This is a genomic window from Paenibacillus sp. NPDC057934 (genome assembly GCF_042887565.1).
Classification (GTDB): Bacteria; Bacillota; Bacilli; order Paenibacillales; family Paenibacillaceae; genus Paenibacillus_AQ.
Window position 1 is genome coordinate 138,627 of sequence record NZ_JBHVPB010000003.1, and the last position, 15,802, is coordinate 154,428.

Annotated in this window: 15 protein-coding genes; 11 read left to right on the forward strand and 4 right to left on the reverse strand. The window is 49.3% G+C overall.

The annotated features are described in order from the left end of the window. Positions 1-10 precede the first annotated feature (10 nt). On the forward strand, positions 11-328 hold the full coding sequence (gene ppnP, locus ACFVRY_RS08075; RefSeq protein WP_387499030.1) for a pyrimidine/purine nucleoside phosphorylase: 318 nt from the start codon (positions 11-13) through the stop codon (positions 326-328). A 298-nt stretch (positions 329-626) separates the two neighbouring features. Beyond that, complete coding sequence (locus ACFVRY_RS08080) at positions 627-2,138, forward strand: M14 family zinc carboxypeptidase (RefSeq protein WP_387499032.1); 1,512 nt, start codon at positions 627-629, stop codon at positions 2,136-2,138. Positions 2,139-2,306: 168 nt separating this feature from the next. Here ACFVRY_RS08080 and ACFVRY_RS08085 read toward each other — a convergent pair whose 3' ends face one another. Continuing rightward, positions 2,307-3,209 (reverse strand): NAD(P)-dependent oxidoreductase, encoded by a 903-nt coding sequence (locus ACFVRY_RS08085; protein WP_387499034.1) that lies wholly within the window; start codon positions 3,207-3,209, stop codon positions 2,307-2,309. 272 nt (positions 3,210-3,481) lie between these two features. On the opposite strand from ACFVRY_RS08085, the gene ACFVRY_RS08090 reads away from it, so the two are divergent. From ACFVRY_RS08090 to ACFVRY_RS08100, 3 genes are all read left to right on the forward strand, one after another. Continuing rightward, entirely contained in the window at positions 3,482-4,837 is a 1,356-nt protein-coding gene (locus ACFVRY_RS08090) for a glucose-6-phosphate isomerase (protein WP_387499036.1), read from the forward strand. A 126-nt stretch (positions 4,838-4,963) separates the two neighbouring features. Then, the gene (locus tag ACFVRY_RS08095; protein ID WP_379201122.1) at positions 4,964-5,596 is read left to right on the forward strand and encodes a YigZ family protein; all 633 of its coding nucleotides are present in this window, start codon (positions 4,964-4,966) and stop codon (positions 5,594-5,596) included. Positions 5,597-5,599: 3 nt separating this feature from the next. Further along, a complete protein-coding gene (locus ACFVRY_RS08100) occupies positions 5,600-6,181 on the forward strand; it encodes a TetR/AcrR family transcriptional regulator (RefSeq protein WP_387499038.1) in 582 nt (193 codons plus the stop codon). Between the two features lie 139 nt (positions 6,182-6,320). On the opposite strand, the gene ACFVRY_RS08105 is transcribed toward ACFVRY_RS08100, so the two are convergent. Beyond that, positions 6,321-6,722, reverse strand: a complete 402-nt coding sequence (locus tag ACFVRY_RS08105; protein ID WP_387499040.1) for a secondary thiamine-phosphate synthase enzyme YjbQ — start codon at positions 6,720-6,722, stop codon at positions 6,321-6,323. 240 nt (positions 6,723-6,962) lie between these two features. On the opposite strand from ACFVRY_RS08105, the gene cysT reads away from it, so the two are divergent. The 5 genes from cysT to ACFVRY_RS08130 all read left to right on the forward strand — a co-directional run bounded on the left by cysT (position 6,963) and on the right by ACFVRY_RS08130 (position 12,424). Then, positions 6,963-7,781 carry a sulfate ABC transporter permease subunit CysT gene (gene cysT / locus ACFVRY_RS08110; protein WP_387499042.1) on the forward strand — a complete coding sequence of 273 codons (819 nt, stop codon included), beginning with the start codon at positions 6,963-6,965 and terminating at the stop codon, positions 7,779-7,781. After that, positions 7,778-8,575, forward strand: coding sequence for a sulfate ABC transporter permease subunit (locus tag ACFVRY_RS08115; protein WP_387499044.1), 798 nt, complete (start codon positions 7,778-7,780; stop codon positions 8,573-8,575). The genes cysT and ACFVRY_RS08115 overlap by 4 nt, the downstream gene beginning before the upstream one ends. A gap of 1 nt (position 8,576) precedes the next feature. Next, on the forward strand, positions 8,577-9,641 hold the full coding sequence (locus ACFVRY_RS08120) for a sulfate/molybdate ABC transporter ATP-binding protein (RefSeq protein WP_387499046.1): 1,065 nt from the start codon (positions 8,577-8,579) through the stop codon (positions 9,639-9,641). 561 nt (positions 9,642-10,202) lie between these two features. Next, on the forward strand, positions 10,203-11,279 hold the full coding sequence (locus ACFVRY_RS08125) for a sulfate ABC transporter substrate-binding protein (RefSeq protein ID WP_387499048.1): 1,077 nt from the start codon (positions 10,203-10,205) through the stop codon (positions 11,277-11,279). Between the two features lie 356 nt (positions 11,280-11,635). Then, entirely contained in the window at positions 11,636-12,424 is a 789-nt protein-coding gene (locus ACFVRY_RS08130) for an MBL fold metallo-hydrolase (RefSeq protein ID WP_387499050.1), read from the forward strand. 922 nt (positions 12,425-13,346) lie between these two features. Here the strand turns inward: ACFVRY_RS08130 and ACFVRY_RS08135 are convergent. Together ACFVRY_RS08135 and ACFVRY_RS08140 are read right to left on the reverse strand one after the other, a co-directional pair. Beyond that, positions 13,347-14,117 carry an SDR family NAD(P)-dependent oxidoreductase gene (locus ACFVRY_RS08135; RefSeq protein WP_387499052.1) on the reverse strand — a complete coding sequence of 257 codons (771 nt, stop codon included), beginning with the start codon at positions 14,115-14,117 and terminating at the stop codon, positions 13,347-13,349. Between the two features lie 21 nt (positions 14,118-14,138). Continuing rightward, entirely contained in the window at positions 14,139-14,594 is a 456-nt protein-coding gene (locus tag ACFVRY_RS08140) for an S-ribosylhomocysteine lyase (RefSeq protein ID WP_387428488.1), read from the reverse strand. A 248-nt stretch (positions 14,595-14,842) separates the two neighbouring features. Between ACFVRY_RS08140 and ACFVRY_RS08145 the strand changes: the two genes are divergently transcribed. Continuing rightward, positions 14,843-15,691 (forward strand): MetQ/NlpA family ABC transporter substrate-binding protein, encoded by an 849-nt coding sequence (locus tag ACFVRY_RS08145; RefSeq protein ID WP_387499054.1) that lies wholly within the window; start codon positions 14,843-14,845, stop codon positions 15,689-15,691. Positions 15,692-15,802 lie beyond the last annotated feature (111 nt).

Here is a 15,802-nt window from a genome sequence, read left to right on the forward strand (position 1 = left end):
AGAACAGGACATGAGCGAGTTTAACAATGCGACGATTGTCAAGGCAGCCAATGTGTATTATGGAGGGCAAGTCACCAGCCGTACAGTTCATTTGGAGAATGGTACCAAGGTAACACTTGGTATCATGCTTCCGGGTGTATACGAGTTCGGTACAGAGGGTCCTGAGATTATGGAGATTCTGTCCGGCGACCTGAAGGTGCTGCTTCCCGGTGCAGAGGTATGGCAGGAGATTAAAGGAGCGGAGACTTTCCACGTTCCAGGTAACTCCAAATTTGCGCTGGAAGTGTTCGGCGTAACGGATTATTGCTGTTCTTACCCAGAGTTGTAATTTGTAAAATAGTAATCATTGAAGGAGCTCCGCTTGTGCGGGGCTCCTTTTTTTGCGTGCCACGATGGCTGGAAATTGTATTATTTTGTGTTCCTTATCTGTTGGAATGATTTCTATTATACGGATAAAAAAGCGTTTTAATGATTGACGATATAGTAGGTGTTACCCTATACTTACGAACTAGATTAATAGAGACATAGACTTATAACAACACAAGAGAGTGAGTTGAGAACCACTGGACAAGTTGACACCCAGAAAGACAGTACCCAGAAAGACAGTACATAAGATTATTCTTTTTTTGGTAAGCTTCCTATTATTCAGTTCAATTGTATTGCAGCCCCGCATCGCGCTGGCATCGACTGCTGTCGTGAATCCCAATCAAGTCTATTCCTATAAAGTGATGCAAAGGGATATTGAGAAGCTGGCTGCGCTTTATCCAGACCTGATTTCCTATGAATCTCTAGGGCAAACAGCTTATGGCCGCGATCTATGGGCAGTAAGATTAGGGAGAGGTCCATCTGTGCTGTCCCTCAATGGGTCACATCATGCGCGGGAGTGGATGACCACTTCGGTGTTAATGAAAATGCTTGATACATACGCTTCAGCCTACTACAGCAACGAGAAAATCGGCAGTTATAATGTTCGCAGCTTACTGGACAGTGTTAGCCTATGGATCGTTCCCATGGTGAACCCGGATGGGGTGACCCTTTCCCAGCAGGGTACGGCGGGATTGTCAGCTAGTCTTGCGAGTACACTTAAAAAGTATAATGGCAACAGCAATAATTTCTCCCGCTGGAAAGCCAATATGCAGGGCTTGGATCTTAACCGTCAGTATCCTGCCAACTGGAGCACGATTAAGAATGCTGCGCCGTATCCTTCTTACCATAATTACAAGGGAACCCGGCCAGCACAGGCTCCGGAAGTACAGATGATGATGGATTTCACCCGCAAAGTTGATCCGGAGATCACCATTTCATATCATAGCTCAGGTGAAATCATCTTTTGGAATTTTAATACCTTAAGTGGCAATCTGGCTCGGGATAAGAAATTAGCCGTCGATCTTCACAACCTGACCGGGTACTCTCTTGTCCAGCCTGAGAAGAACCCTTCGGGCGGAGGCTATAAGGACTGGTTCATTCAGGAGTTCAAACGGCCTGGCTTTACCATCGAAATCGCGCGTTACGCAGGTGAGGGGAGCGTCCCTCTAAGTGAATTTAATCGTATCTGGTCTGAAAATAAAGAAGTCGGACTGTACTCTGCCAAGCAATCCTATGATCTATGGATAGGTAAGCAGAAAGTGCAGTACATCCAGAAAACCATGAGTTTGTTAGCTGGGACGGAGCTGTATTTCAAAATCGGAGCGAAGGAAAGTATCGCTGCTGTGCCCCCTCAGGAGATCAAGGTCATCGCAAGCAAGGGTGACTGGTATCAGGTTAGCACGCAGCAAGGAAACGGCTGGATTCATCCCGTTCCTGGTGTGCTGGCAGCCGTTGAAACTATCGCCAAAACGGCTGATTTGAAAGTGAAAACGACGCTTTACAAGTACCCGGATGCGTTTGCACCGAAGGTGTCCTTCCTTAATCCGCAGACCGTTCAGGTCAAAGGGAAATGGGGAGACTGGCTACTAGTCTCTTCTGGCAGCGGTATGTGGTGGATGAACGGAAAAGGGATTGAGATTAAAGATCCTGTAGTAGAAGAAGTGGAGCCGAGCCCGGAACCGACTGAAGCTGTCGCTGCACCGGAGCAAACTCCCGCTGCTACGGAAGAACTTTCGGAACCAGCAGCTCCGGCCGCACCGGTTGCCCCATAAACATCCTCCCGGATGTCATGATTCATCCAACATTCAGTTGGACAGTTAGGCACCTCGCCATTTGCTCGACAACACAAAAGAGACTGCTGTCCAGACCAATAGGTCTGAGAAGGCAGTCTCTTCTTTATAGTTGGAGCGACCTAACCTAATCGCTGCAATTACGTAATATTATTGCTCCGGCTTTTCTTCGCCGATTTTCTGACCAATCCAGGACTCGTAGGTTTTTACTACGGCAGAGAGATCTTCCTCGCCGAAGCCCTGGGTATAACCAGCTTGGAACAGGCTTTTGGCGAGACCCAGCATCGGCGTAGGGACACCTGTGGCATCGCTGAGCGAAGAGGCGAGTTTCAGGTCCTTGAGCATCAGCGCCAGTGAGAACTGGTTGCTGAAGTCATCCTCGATGATCTTGCGGCCTTTGAGCTCGGCCTGCTTGCTGCCTGCTGAACCGAGCTGCACCAGTTCCAGGAACTTGTCCGCCGGTACGCCGGATTTCACGGCGATGGAGAAGCCTTCGGCAAGCGCAACGTTATGGATACCCACCATAGTGTTGTGGGCTAGCTTGGCGACGGCGCCGCGGCCATTGCCGCCCATGTGCAGCAGCTTTTTACCCATAGTATCGAAGAGGGCACGGTTCGCCTCAATGACTTCGGCACTGCCGCCGACCATGAATACCAGCGTGCCATCCACGGCTGCAGGCTTGCTGCCAGTTACCGGTGCGTCGAGGAATTGGCTGCCACGCGCTACCACGGCTGCTGCAATCTCTTGTACCAATCCAGGGGAGATCGTACTGGAATCGATCACAACTGTTCCGGGCTTCAGCGTTCCGAGAATGCCCTCTTCTCCGTAATATACTTCACGGATGGAATCATCGTTGCTGATCATGGTAATAATAACATCCTTGCCTTCTGCTGCTGCACGCGGTGTTGCTGCCACTTGAGCGCCTTCTTCTACAAGTGGAGTGCACTTGGAAGCTGTACGGTTATAAACGGTGACCTGAAATCCACCGCGAAGCAGGTTGGAGGCCATAGGCGCCCCCATCGTTCCGAGTCCGATAAAGCCGATAGTTGTCATTACTTTTCACACCTTCGCTATTGGATTTCTGTTAAATTCGACAGGATTTGTGGAGTGCTTTTCTCCATTTTAGCATGGCCTTTGTGCAGGTTCCACAGGTGGCAGTACACCTCACGCTGAGGTAGCGTTTTCAGTTTTATTCAAAAACATCGTTCTAAAGCCCGGGTTGTGTTCTAAGACCTTGCCAGCCCAGGAAAATTAAAGTATCCTATTATAAAGTTGTAACAAACGGTGTCAAATTTAAAGAGACAAACAGGAGGTTACCATTACACATGTCTAAAAAGATTAATTTTGACTACAGCAAAGCCCTTACTTTTATCGGACAGAATGAAATTGACAACTTCGCAGCTCCAGTAAAACTAGCTCACGAGCAGCTACATAACAAGAGTGGAGTAGGTTCCGACTACCTGGGCTGGATCGACCTGCCAACAGCATACGACAAGGAAGAATTTGCCCGCATTCAGCAGGCTGCCAAGAAGATCCAAAGTGATTCCGAAGTACTTATCGTAATCGGCATCGGCGGTTCTTACCTGGGCGCTCGCGCAGCAATCGAGGCGCTTTCCCATTCCTTCTACAATAACCTTTCCAAGGATAAACGTAAGACACCGGAAGTTTATTTTGCCGGTAACAACATCAGCTCCACCTACATTACGCACCTGCTTGATCTCGTAGAAGGCAAAGACTTCTCCGTGAACGTAATCTCCAAATCCGGTACAACTACTGAACCGGCTATCGCTTTCCGCATTTTCCGCGCAGAGCTGGAGAAGAAATACGGTAAGGAAGAAGCTCGCAAGCGCATCTACGCTACTACAGACAAGGAGCAGGGCGCACTCAAGAAGCTGGCTAATGAAGAAGGCTATGAGTCGTTCATCATTCCAGACGATGTAGGCGGACGTTATTCCGTTCTGACACCTGTAGGTCTGTTGCCGATTGCTGTTGCAGGCATTAACATCGAAGAAATCATGCAAGGTGCAGCTGCTGCCGCCGACGAGTTCAACAACCCGGATGTGGCAACGAACCAAAGTTATCAGTACGCTGCTGTACGTAACGCTTTGTACCGCAAAGGCAAAACAACGGAAATTCTCGTTAACTACGAGCCTTCCCTGCACTTTGTCTCCGAATGGTGGAAACAGCTGTACGGCGAGAGCGAAGGTAAAGACTTCAAAGGAATTTATCCTTCTTCCGTTGATTTCTCGACAGATCTTCACTCCATGGGTCAATTCATTCAGGAGGGTAACCGTAACATCTTCGAAACGGTCATCCAAGTGGAGCAGGTGGCTCATCACGTAACGATCGAGAATGATCCGGATGATCTGGATGGTCTGAACTTCCTGACTGGCAAAACGATGGATTTTGTCAATAAGAAGGCTTTCCAAGGAACGATGTTGGCACACACAGACGGACAAGTACCGAACCTGATCGTTACTATTCCGGACCAAACGCCGTATACTTTCGGATACCTGGTTTATTTCTTTGAAAAAGCCTGCGGGATCAGCGGATACCTGCTGGGCGTCAATCCTTTTGACCAACCGGGCGTGGAAGCTTACAAGAAGAACATGTTCGCGCTGCTGGGCAAACCGGGTTACGAGAAGGAAAAGGCTGAGCTGGAAGCCAGACTTACCGAGTAACATCGGCTGCACCGAAGCAACCCTCATACTAGCGTAACTCACACTGGAGCAGCCCATAGGTATCATTACCGCGGGCTGCTCCTCATATATATTAAGCTATTATTTGCGTATAAGGACTGGGCAATCATGTTGGAACAATACCGGACGGTGCGCGCTCCTGGGTCACAGGAGATCGTAATCCGTAAGTCACGCTTTATCGGCCATGTTATGCCGGTGGAGAATGAAGAAGAAGCGGTGCAATTTATTGAAGACATCAAGAAGCAGCATTGGAACGCCACACATAATTGCTCTGCGTTTATGATTGGTGAGAGGGATGAGATCCAGAGGCAGTCTGACGACGGGGAACCTAGCGGAACAGCAGGTAAACCGATTTTGGAGGTAATCCGCAGCCAAGGGGTTAAAAATGTCGCAATTGTTGTCACCCGTTATTTCGGAGGCATCATGCTGGGAGCTGGAGGGCTGATCCGGGCTTACGCAGATGGCGCAGCAATCGCGCTTGAAGCTGGAGAGGTCATCACCCGTGTACTGAGGCGGGAGGTATTCGTGGAACTGGATTACACCTGGCTGGGCAAGGTTGAGAACGAGCTCCGGGGCAGAGGTATTCAGACCGGCGAGACTTCATTCACCGACAAAGTGACACTGACCTGTCTGCCACGCAATGATGAGGGCGATGCATTTATGGCATGGATAACAGATCTAACCCAAGGCCAAGCCTTGGTAACGGAAGGGCGGCGGCTTTACTACAACGAAGGGGAATAGACGATGGCAAGAAGAGCAGTAGAGCAGGAGTTGTCGAGGGAAAGGATACTGGAGGCAGCCAGGCATTTGTTTATTACCAAAGGGTACCGGGCGATTTCCATGCGCAGCATAGGGCAGCACTTGGGGTACAGCCATGGCTCCCTCTATTATCACTTCAAGGAAAAGGCGGAGTTGTTCTACGCCATTGTTGTCGAGGATTTCAATTATGTGGCTGCACTACTGAGCCAGGCCATGAATAATCCCCCGGAAGAAGGCATGTCACGGGTGGAGCAGCTAATTATGGAGTTTATCCGCTTCGGACTGGATCACCCTTATCAATACGAGATCATGTTCATGATTCGTGATGAAGAGCTGCTGGCCTATTGTAGAGCAGAACAGGGACGATGTTATGACTTATTCGCAAGTATTGTACGCCGTCATATGAGAGAAGAAGGATATGTACATGGGGACTGGCAGAGTATGCCGTTGACCTTATTTTTATCTGCACACGGATTTATTTCTTACTATATTCAAGATAAAGTTTCTTTTGAGGATGTCAAAGCAGAAGCAGTCTCCCATATCAAGGTATTATGCCGCAATCTGTAGAGCTTGCTTTTTTTATGGATTTACGCTTTAAAGCATTGCATTGGTATAACATCACTTCTCTGCTTGATAAAAGTGTTATAGGAGCTATCTTTTTTAAAGAGGGCCGCCTCACGGTAGCAGCCGTTAGCGGTCCTCTTGTTTATCCCTCAACGATTTTCAGATAATACTCTCTGTGTCTGGGCCCGTCAAATTCGCAAAAATAAATACCTTGCCAGCGCCCTAATAGCAGCTCGCCATTATGAATGATGATGCTCTGTGAAGGTCCTGCGGTAATGGATTTCAGGTGGGAAGCTGTATTACCCTCAGCATGGCGATATTTCGGATGCTTCCATGGATAGATCTCATCCAGCTGCATTAACACATCATGTTTTACATCAGGATCGGCATTCTCATTAATGGCAATTCCCGCTGTGGTGTGTGGACAATAGACAACAAGAATTCCATTCTGAACACCGCTTTTTTTAACGTAAGATGCCACCTCGCGGGTAATATCCCGCAGTTCGTCACGCTTGCTCGTAGATAGCTGGATCGTATTCAGCATGCTACCTTCTCCTCTCTGAATCAACAAACCTAAACAGCATGAAACGCTAGAAGCGCCCTTTTTCAAGGGAAAATGGTTTTCATTACATATTTTACCCTAAAACGCCTGGAAAGTAATTGACGTTAGTTAGTCGCTTTTGGTAAAGTAATGTTTATATTAAACCGAGTATATTAATAGGAATAATGCTGTGTGTAAAGGCAAGTATACCGACCGGTAAGCCGGAGGTGGGGGGACTAATCGTTGAATTCGCTGCTTAGACACAAGGGATGGGCCTGGGGGTTCCGCACCACGATCCTGCTGTATTTTGTAGTGTTGATTGTACTGCCGATTCTTGGGGTGTATTATAGCTCCTTCTCCCTGGGTTTTGGTAATTTCGTCGAGAGCCTTAGTGATCCGATTGCCTGGAAGTCGGTACTGCTGACGTTAAAGCTGGCTGTTATCGCTGCATCCATCAATGTGCTACTGGGTACGATGATTGCCTGGGTCCTGATCCGCTACAAGTTTCCCGGCAAGGCTTTGCTTAACAGTCTGGTGGATTTACCGTTTGCCCTGCCTACGGCGGTAGGGGGATTAATGATTCTACTGCTGCTCGGACCCGGTAGTCTGATCGGCGGAATTGCAGAAAAGCTGGGCTTCGAGATTGTCTTCCACCAGCCGGCTATCGTCATTGCGATGGTGTTTGTTACGTTTCCTTTTGTAATCCGTGCGGTGCAGCCGCTGCTGGAGGAACTGGACCCTTCCGAAGAAGAGGCCGCATATACCATGGGCGCTAAGGGAGTTAGGGTGTTCCGTCAGGTGATTCTGCCGTCTATGGCTCCCGGAATGATTGGCGGCGGCATGTTGGCTTTCTCAAGGGCGCTGGCGGAGTTTGGGGCGGTCGTACTTGTAGCTGGCAATATCCCAGGTCGTACACTGGTATCCTCTGTCTTTATTTACGGTGAAGTGGAGAGCGACAATCCCGTAGGGGCCTCGGCCGTATCCGTCATCCTCCTGACCTTTTCCTTCCTCATTCTATGGCTGATCAATATGGTGCAGCTGCGGGGGAGAAGATCATCATGAGAAAACTCTGGATTGGCTTAACGTACCTGGTGTTCTTTCTGCTCATTGCTGCGCCACTGGGCAAAATGACCGCCGGTGCCTTCAGTCAGGGGCCTGCTGGGTTGTGGAATGCCTTGGTCCGTCCAGAAGCGCTGCATGCGCTGATGATGACTGGTTTCGTCGTGGTCGTGGTTACGCTGCTAAATACGCTGTTCGGAATTATGCTGGCTCTTTATCTGGTCCGGGCACGTTGGATTGGACGGCGACTGAAGGGCTTGTTGAACAGTATTGTTGATCTGCCGTATGCGGTCTCGCCGGTAATTGGCGGCTTGATGATTGTGCTACTGCTCGGACCGGATAGCGCGCTGGGTGCGCTGTTTGAAGGGATCGGGCTGAAGATTGTGTATGCTTTTCCCGGGATGGTGATTGCCACACTCTTCGTGACATTTCCGTTGATGGTGCGTGAGATTATGCCTGTGCTGCAGGAGATCGGATCTCAGCAGGAGGAAGCAGCTTCGACGCTTGGTGCCTATGGCTGGACGACCTTCTGGAAAGTGACCTGGCCCTCAATCCGCTGGGCGGCGATGTACGGTGTCATCTTGACAGTCGCCCGCTCGCTGGGCGAGTTCGGGGCGGTGCTGGTCGTCTCGGGCAATATCATGAATAAAACGCAGACGGCCACTACGCTGGTGTATCAGGATGTCGAGAATTTTAATGTGACTGCTGCGGGCGGTGTAGCGCTTGTACTGGCGGCTTTTTCCGTAGGTCTTCTGTTGTTAATGGAATGGACCAAGAGAAGAAAGGGAGTGCATTGATATGCATGTCGAAGTCCGGGGGTTAAATAAGCATTTTGGAGATTTTCATGCCGTCAAGGATGTGGAATTCGGAATTACTAAGGGACATCTGATCGGTCTGCTCGGCCCAAGCGGTGGTGGCAAAACCTCGATCCTGCGCATGCTGGCAGGGTTGGAGTCGCCGGATAGCGGTGAGATTATTTTTCATGGTCAAACTGTCAACAACCTTCCTCCTCAGGAACGCGGTATCGGCTTCGTCTTCCAGAACTATGCCCTGTTCAAGCATATGACCGTATTTGAGAATATCGCCTTTGGCCTGAAGGTGAAAAAAGCAAGCAAGACAGCTATCCGTGACCGGGTGACCGAGCTTGTCGAGTTGACGGGTCTGAAGGGTTTTGAAAAACGCTATCCGCACCAGCTATCCGGTGGTCAGCGTCAGCGTGTGGCGTTCGCCCGGGCGCTTGCGCCGGAGCCACAACTGCTGCTGCTGGATGAGCCGTTTGCGGCGATTGACGCGAAGATCCGCCAGGAGCTGCGCTCATGGCTGCGCGAGCTGATAGAACGTGTAGGCATTACCTCTATTTTCGTCACTCATGACCAGGATGAAGCGATTGAAGTGGCGGACGAGATTATGATCATTAACCAGGGACGTCTGGAGCAGAAGGGAACCCCGTGGGATATTTACAAAGAGCCGAAGACGCCGTTCGTTGCGACATTCATCGGCGAATCCACGCTGATCGAGAATGCTTCTGAGCTGAAGGGTTTTAACAGTGCTGGTGATGGTAAACCGACCAAAGCGCTGATCCGTCCCGAATACATCGAGGTGGGCCACTTGAATGAATTTAGGGTCGCCTCTGCTACCGAACAGGGTATCGTGAAGCATCTGCATTTCCGTGGCAGTGAATGGCTGGTAGAGATCGAGGTGAATGGCCACAAGCTCGTGACCTACCGTTCCCTTGAGAAAGAGACTCTACAGGTGGGGCAGGAAATATCCGTGCTGGTGCACCGCGCTTACCTGTTCAACGAGGATCATAGCTGGATTCAGGAGAACAACCTGAAGGATGACCCGATGCCGGTATTTATTTAATTGGACTCTATTCTATTTAGTTTAGCTTGGTAGAACACGATGCGGTTGTAGAAAGTTATGCAATGAACGGAGAGGGAGGTTCGAAGAGTGACGAGTAAAGAGTAAAGAGTAAAGAGTAAAGAGTAAAGATCAAACATCAAACGTGCGGGCTGAAAAGAGACATTGGTATTGCATGAATAACTGGAAAAGCTCCCGTTAATCTTCAGATTAGCGGGCAGCTTCATTAAACAACGGGATAAACTCCTGTTATTCTTAGGTTTTTCGTCGATTGACAGAAAAAGCGCCGAAATAACAGGAGAAATTCAAGTTAAATTCGGCTAGAGCGGCAATGCGAGTGAAATAACGGTAGAGAATCCCGTTAATTCTCGCGATCAGGTCTGATTACGTTTCACGCTGACAGTGAATAGTGAGCAGTGCGTAGTGCGTAGTGCGTAGTGCGTAGTGCGTAGTGAGTAGTGAGTAGTGAGCAGTGAGTAGTGCCGTAGGTACGTAGTGAGTAGTGATCAGGCCTAAGCCGAAGAAAAATAATCTTCTATCTATTTTAAAGGGATGTGGGCCGCAATGAAGTCTCTCAAAAGGAGCAGACAACTGCACGGATGGCTTGCTACCCTGATGCTGGTTATGCTTATACTGACGATAACCGGCTGCGGGAGCGGGAAGAAGGATAGCGATGCGGCTGACGCATCCTCACGCAAGGGCGATCTTACGCTGGTAGTCGGTGCCTATAGCGTGGTCAAGGATGCCATGGAAGAAATATTGCCTATCTTCGCCGCCAAATGGAAAGCGGATACGGGGCAGACTCTCGAATTCCAGCAATCCTATGAGGCATCCGGAACTCAGGCCCGTGCCATTGCCGGGGGGTTCGAGGCGGATGTGACGCTACTGGCGATGGAGGGAGACGTTGACAAGCTGGTCAAGGCCGGGCTTGTGAGATCAGACTGGAAGAGGCAAGGCGGCGAGGACGGGATGGTCACCCGCTCGGTGGTAGCCTTGGGAACAAGGGAAGGTAATCCGAAGGGCATTCACAGTTTTGTGGATCTGGCGAAGCCGGGGGTCAAGGTGCTTTACCCTAACCCGAAGACATCTGGCGGCGCCCAGTGGGATATTAACGCCATCTATGGGGCGGGCCTGAAGCTGTCTGAGAAGCAGGTAGGGGTTAAGAACCCCATAGCTGCTAAGGCTTTCCTGGAGCGCGTACATGCCAATGTGGAGTCGCTGGACAAAAGCGGCCGCGCTTCGATGGCCGCCTTCGAATATGGTGTCGGCGATGTGATCGTCACCTATGAGAACGAGCTGCTCGCGCGGATCGCTAATGGGGTCAAATATGAGGTGATTATTCCGCAGGATACTATTCTCATTGAGAACCCGCTCGCGGTTGTGGATAAATACGCAGAGAAGCATGGCACACGCGAGGCCGCGGATGCGCTTGTGGCTTACCTGCTGACTCCGCAGACACAGGAAATCTTTGCGAAGCACGGCTTCCGTCCGGTCAATAAACAGGTATATGCTGCGAACGAAAGCCATTATCCCGTCCCCCCCGGTCTGTTCGACATCCAGTACCTGGGCGGCTGGAACGAGGTTCGCAGCACGCTTTATTCTAAGCGTGGTGTCTGGTATCAGGTGCTAGCTGGAATTTAAGTTTGGCTATCGGGTTATAACAGAGGAAACTGGTAACGAGAGCAACCGGAAGTTCAAGCCTTCACCGTAGTGAGGACCGAGCCTTACGTTCGTATCTTAAGTTCATCTTATATAGACGAAAGAAAATAAACGGGATGTGTGGTCGTTCGTAAGGCAAAGCGCCTTGTGGGCGGCTTTTTTGTATTATTTGGTTAGCCCGAATGTTTTGATTGGCTTTTTTTTCTGGTCGCCTTACGATGGGGGCAACCTTATATAGAGTGAACTAAGTGGGTCCTTGGCTTCGTGCAATACGGCTCCAACCTGTTTTATAATGGGCATAGAAGACTTCGTGATATGGACAGAAGGAGAGCGAACTGATGGATACATTGGTGTTTTTGGGTACGGGCGATGCAATGGGAGTTCCACGGGTTTACTGCGGCTGTGAGACCTGCTCAGAATCGAGAACAGGTGGGCTGAACGCCCGGCTTCGTTCCTCCGTACTAATTGATAACGGCGGCGACGGGCTGGTGATTGATTGTGGTCCAGACTGGCGCCGGCAGATGGAAGAACAGGGAATTCGCCATATGCGCCGCTTGCTGGTGACACATGCTCATTTTGACCACATCGGTGGACTTCCGGAATGGGCCGACGCTTGCCGCTGGATGGGGTATAAAGGCCAGCTCTATGCGCCGGCAGAGGTTATTCCGGTGATTCAGCGTCAGTATCCTTGGCTGGAGAATCAACTGGAGATGATTCCTTGTGATGAAGGGATCACGCTGGACGGTTGGGAGATAGAGACATGGAGAGTTTGCCATGGCAAAAATGGCTACTCCTATGCTTACCGACTGGAGAAGGAAGGGTATGCGTGGGTCTACTGTCCAGACTCCATCTCCTTGGGAGAGGAAGAGACTCGACGTATGCATGATGCTGATCTGCTGGTACTAGGGACAAGCTTCTATTATGAAGCAGCCGAGTTGTCCACTCGCTCTGTCTATGATATGACCGAGGCTGCGGAATTACTGAAGGAAGTTAAGCCCCGCAAGGCTATTTATACCCACATGTCCCATGATGTTGACTTGCGGAAGGAGTATATTCTGCCGGAGCATGTCAGGCTGGCTCGGACGGGGATGAGGATTCCGCTGGGAAGCGCGGCAGAGCAAGTATAAGGAGTAGAGCAGTAGGTACGGGAATAGAGCAAATAAGGGAGTAGAGCAGGTATAGAAGTAGAGCATGTATAGGAAGTAGGGCATGTATAGGAGTAGAGCAGGAATAGCGGGTATAGTAAGTGCGGCAAATATAGCAAGAAGTGCAAGAGGGGCAAGTGGAGCGAGTGTGTCAGTAGAGAAGCATAGTAAGCATCATATGTAGGGGAAGTCGAGCAACCAGAGCATGGAATATCAAGTGATCAGAAAAAGCATATAGTAGCATCTATCATTTAGCAGTACCAGCAGTACCAGTAGTACCGGCGTATCTACTATATAAGCCGAGCAAAAGAAATTAACAAAAAGCGAAGATGAGCGAACGGGGAAGTTTGGAACTGTAGAGGCAAAGCATTCTCCTGAAAGCTTTTCATAGGACAGCCAGCACCGGAAATAGAGGGTCGACAGATTTCAACTACTAGAAACGGTAAATTACCCTTCACCAGTCGTCTTAACAGTGGAAAAGAGGGGCCACTCCCCAACTAAGAGTATTTTTGTGCCTTATTTTTATTAAATATATGATAAAAAGTGAAATAAGGGCATATTTGTATCTTATTTTTCGGAAAAGCACGTTGGACGGGTGATTCTGGAAGATTTAAGGTACAATATTGCACTTAATCTCGAATAACCCTTAGCCGCAAAGGATTTAAGGTACAAAAATGCCGTTAATTACACTTCGATCCTTCTTATAAGTTCTCTTTATTCTTACAAGTTCTTTTTTTTTTATTAGCTGTGTTTGTTTTTTAATGTATTCTATATAGCTAATTCATAGCATTAAAAAGGAGCACAGTCCCGGGCTTGATCCACCGGATACTGTGCTCCTTTTATTGTCTAACCGCTAACCGCTAATATCCGCTAACCGCAGTTATCCTCTAACCTAAGTGGTCTTCTAATGCATGGTCATGCCGCCGGTTACATTGATGGCTTGTCCTGTCATGTACGAAGAGAACGGGCTGGCCAGGAACAGGACCACATTCGCTACATCTTCCGGCTCGGCGGTCCGGCCTAGCGGAACTTGCGAGCGGTCTTCCGCCAGAATATCTTCTGGCGTCATCCCACGGAGTTGTGCGCCCTCGATCCGTTCACGGCGTTTCATATCCGTCTCTACAATTCCTGGGCAGACTGCGTTCACCAGAATTTGCTCACTAGCGAGTTCGATCGCCATCACCTTGGTGAATCCGAGCACCGCGTGTTTGGAGGCCACGTAGTTCCCCATACAGCGATAGCCGTTCTTCCCCGCCTGTGAGGCGATATTGATAATTCGTCCGCCGCCGCCTTGGCGCAGCATCTGTCTGGCTCCCGCCTGGGAGACGAGATACACGCCCTTGGCATTGATATCCATGACCTTATCCCAATCGGCTTCCTTGATGTCCACGGCAAAGTCCATGGTAGACGTGCCGCTGTTGTTCACCAGAAAGTCGATCCGGCCGAAGGCCTGAACAGCTTCTTCAATGAGCCTGGTGGCATCCTCAGCCACTGTGACATCAATACGGAGATGAACCAGCCGCTCATGAATCTGCTCGTAATCTGCCTTACAGGCGATGTCGCCAATGACGACATTGGCCCCAGCCTCCAGGAACAGGCCCACAATGCCCTTGCCGATCCCGGTTAGACCGCCGGTAACGATCAATGTTTTGCCGGTAAAATCAATGCTCAGCATGCTGCACAGTTCCCTTCTGTCTTAGGCTCTGAATGGATCGTCACTGATTCCAGCATCCAGCACGATGCGGGCGTATTCTTTAGCGCTGAACAAGGAATGATCCTTGTAATTTCCGCATTCCAGGGCAGAGACCGCTGGGACGTGCTCGGTTTCGAGAACCTTGTGCAATACCTTTGTAAGTGCCGCTGCCACATCAGCAGGGTTGTGCTCGTTCCAAATAATAAGATAGAAGCCAGTTCTGCAACCCATTGGGGAAATATCAATAATGCCTTCCAACTCATCGCGGAGGTAAGTCGCGAGCAAGTGCTCAAGCGTGTGTACTGCTGCCGTTGGCAGGGCATCCTCGTTCGGCTGAAGGAAGCGCAAATCATACTTTTGAATGGTGCTACCCTTCTCATTAGTTTCAGTACCTGCAATTCTTACATAAGGTGCCTTCACCTTGGTGTGATCTAGTTGGAAACTTTCTACTTCTGCCATAGTTATATCTCTTCCTTTCGGGGCTTTTGATTCCAAACTATCACAACCGGAAAGGGATGTAAATAGTTAGGTCTTCCAAAGTGGATTATTCATAGTACATTATTCGGGTTATGTTTGTAAATGTGTTGACATGAATATTAATGCACTGTAACATATGAAACAACTTAAATCTGATGCAATTACTTGGTATTATTCAAACTAGTCTTGCGTTGGGAAAGAGCATCATGTCAAAGGGGAGAAACATCATAATGAAGAAAAAATGGATTCATTCTGCACTAATCATCGTCGCTGCGGCTCTTTTTATTGCAGGATGCGGTAACAATAAGGAAGCTGCCGGTTCCGGGGATGCTTCCAGCCAGGACAAGAAGACACTGCGAATTAGCTTCAATCCCGGGCCTTACAGCGATCAGTTCAAAAATGGAGTAGCACCCTATCTGGAGAAGAAAGGGTATCAAATTACATATAAAGAATTTACCGATGGCATTCAGCCGAACGTGGCTGTAGCTAATGGCGAGATTGACGCGAATGTATTCCAGCATTCTCTGTATCTACAATCTATCAATGTGCGAGAAAAGATTGATCTGGTAGGGGCTGTGCAGGTGCCGACACCGCCGATGGGACTCTATTCCAAGAAGCATACAAGTCTGGATGAGGTGAGCGATGGCAATCAGGTCAATTTGCCGAATGAGCCGGTTAATATGCTTCGTGCACTCAATGTCCTGAAGGATATCGGCTGGATTACACTGAAGGATAATATCGATCCGCTGCAAACTTCTCTTTCGGATATCACTTCCAACCCGCACAACCTGAAGTTTATAGCCACTGAGCCAGCCCAAGGTCCGCGGGCGCTGGAGGACGTCGATTATGCTGCCATTCAGGGGAATTTCGCTGTATCCAACAATATTAAGCTGACGACCGCGCTACAACTGGAGAACATGACGGATCCATTCACCAACATTGTGGCGATAGACAGCAAGAACAAGGACGCACAGTTTGTTAAGGATATTATCGAGGGTTACCATTCGGACGAGTTCCAGAAATACATCAAGTCGAACCCGGTCTATGAGGGGTACAAGCTGCCTAGTTACTTTAAATAATAACTGATCTGGTCTGCCATTCCTTTATGGAGAAGTGGCAGACCCTCCTGTTTGTTGGGCCGACGGAATGACGATTACCTAAACCGAACTTTGCTAAAGAGGTGTAAAACA

What these genes read in the sequence shown, in the direction of transcription:
- ACFVRY_RS08115 (WP_387499044.1), top strand. Translation starts at nt 7,778, where the DNA reads ATGAGAAAACTCTGGATTGGCTTAACGTACCTGGTGTTCTTTCTGCTC.
- ACFVRY_RS08095 (WP_379201122.1), top strand. Translation starts at nt 4,964, where the DNA reads ATGTTGGAACAATACCGGACGGTGCGCGCTCCTGGGTCACAGGAGATC.
- ACFVRY_RS08130 (WP_387499050.1), top strand. Translation starts at nt 11,636, where the DNA reads ATGGATACATTGGTGTTTTTGGGTACGGGCGATGCAATGGGAGTTCCA.
- ACFVRY_RS08105 (WP_387499040.1), bottom strand. Translation starts at nt 6,722, where the DNA reads ATGCTGAATACGATCCAGCTATCTACGAGCAAGCGTGACGAACTGCGG.
- ACFVRY_RS08100 (WP_387499038.1), top strand. Translation starts at nt 5,600, where the DNA reads ATGGCAAGAAGAGCAGTAGAGCAGGAGTTGTCGAGGGAAAGGATACTG.
- ACFVRY_RS08085 (WP_387499034.1), bottom strand. Translation starts at nt 3,209, where the DNA reads ATGACAACTATCGGCTTTATCGGACTCGGAACGATGGGGGCGCCTATG.
- ACFVRY_RS08135 (WP_387499052.1), bottom strand. Translation starts at nt 14,117, where the DNA reads ATGCTGAGCATTGATTTTACCGGCAAAACATTGATCGTTACCGGCGGT.
- ACFVRY_RS08125 (WP_387499048.1), top strand. Translation starts at nt 10,203, where the DNA reads ATGAAGTCTCTCAAAAGGAGCAGACAACTGCACGGATGGCTTGCTACC.
- ACFVRY_RS08145 (WP_387499054.1), top strand. Translation starts at nt 14,843, where the DNA reads ATGAAGAAAAAATGGATTCATTCTGCACTAATCATCGTCGCTGCGGCT.
- ACFVRY_RS08090 (WP_387499036.1), top strand. Translation starts at nt 3,482, where the DNA reads ATGTCTAAAAAGATTAATTTTGACTACAGCAAAGCCCTTACTTTTATC.
- ACFVRY_RS08120 (WP_387499046.1), top strand. Translation starts at nt 8,577, where the DNA reads ATGCATGTCGAAGTCCGGGGGTTAAATAAGCATTTTGGAGATTTTCAT.
- ACFVRY_RS08140 (WP_387428488.1), bottom strand. Translation starts at nt 14,594, where the DNA reads ATGGCAGAAGTAGAAAGTTTCCAACTAGATCACACCAAGGTGAAGGCA.
- ppnP (WP_387499030.1), top strand. Translation starts at nt 11, where the DNA reads ATGAGCGAGTTTAACAATGCGACGATTGTCAAGGCAGCCAATGTGTAT.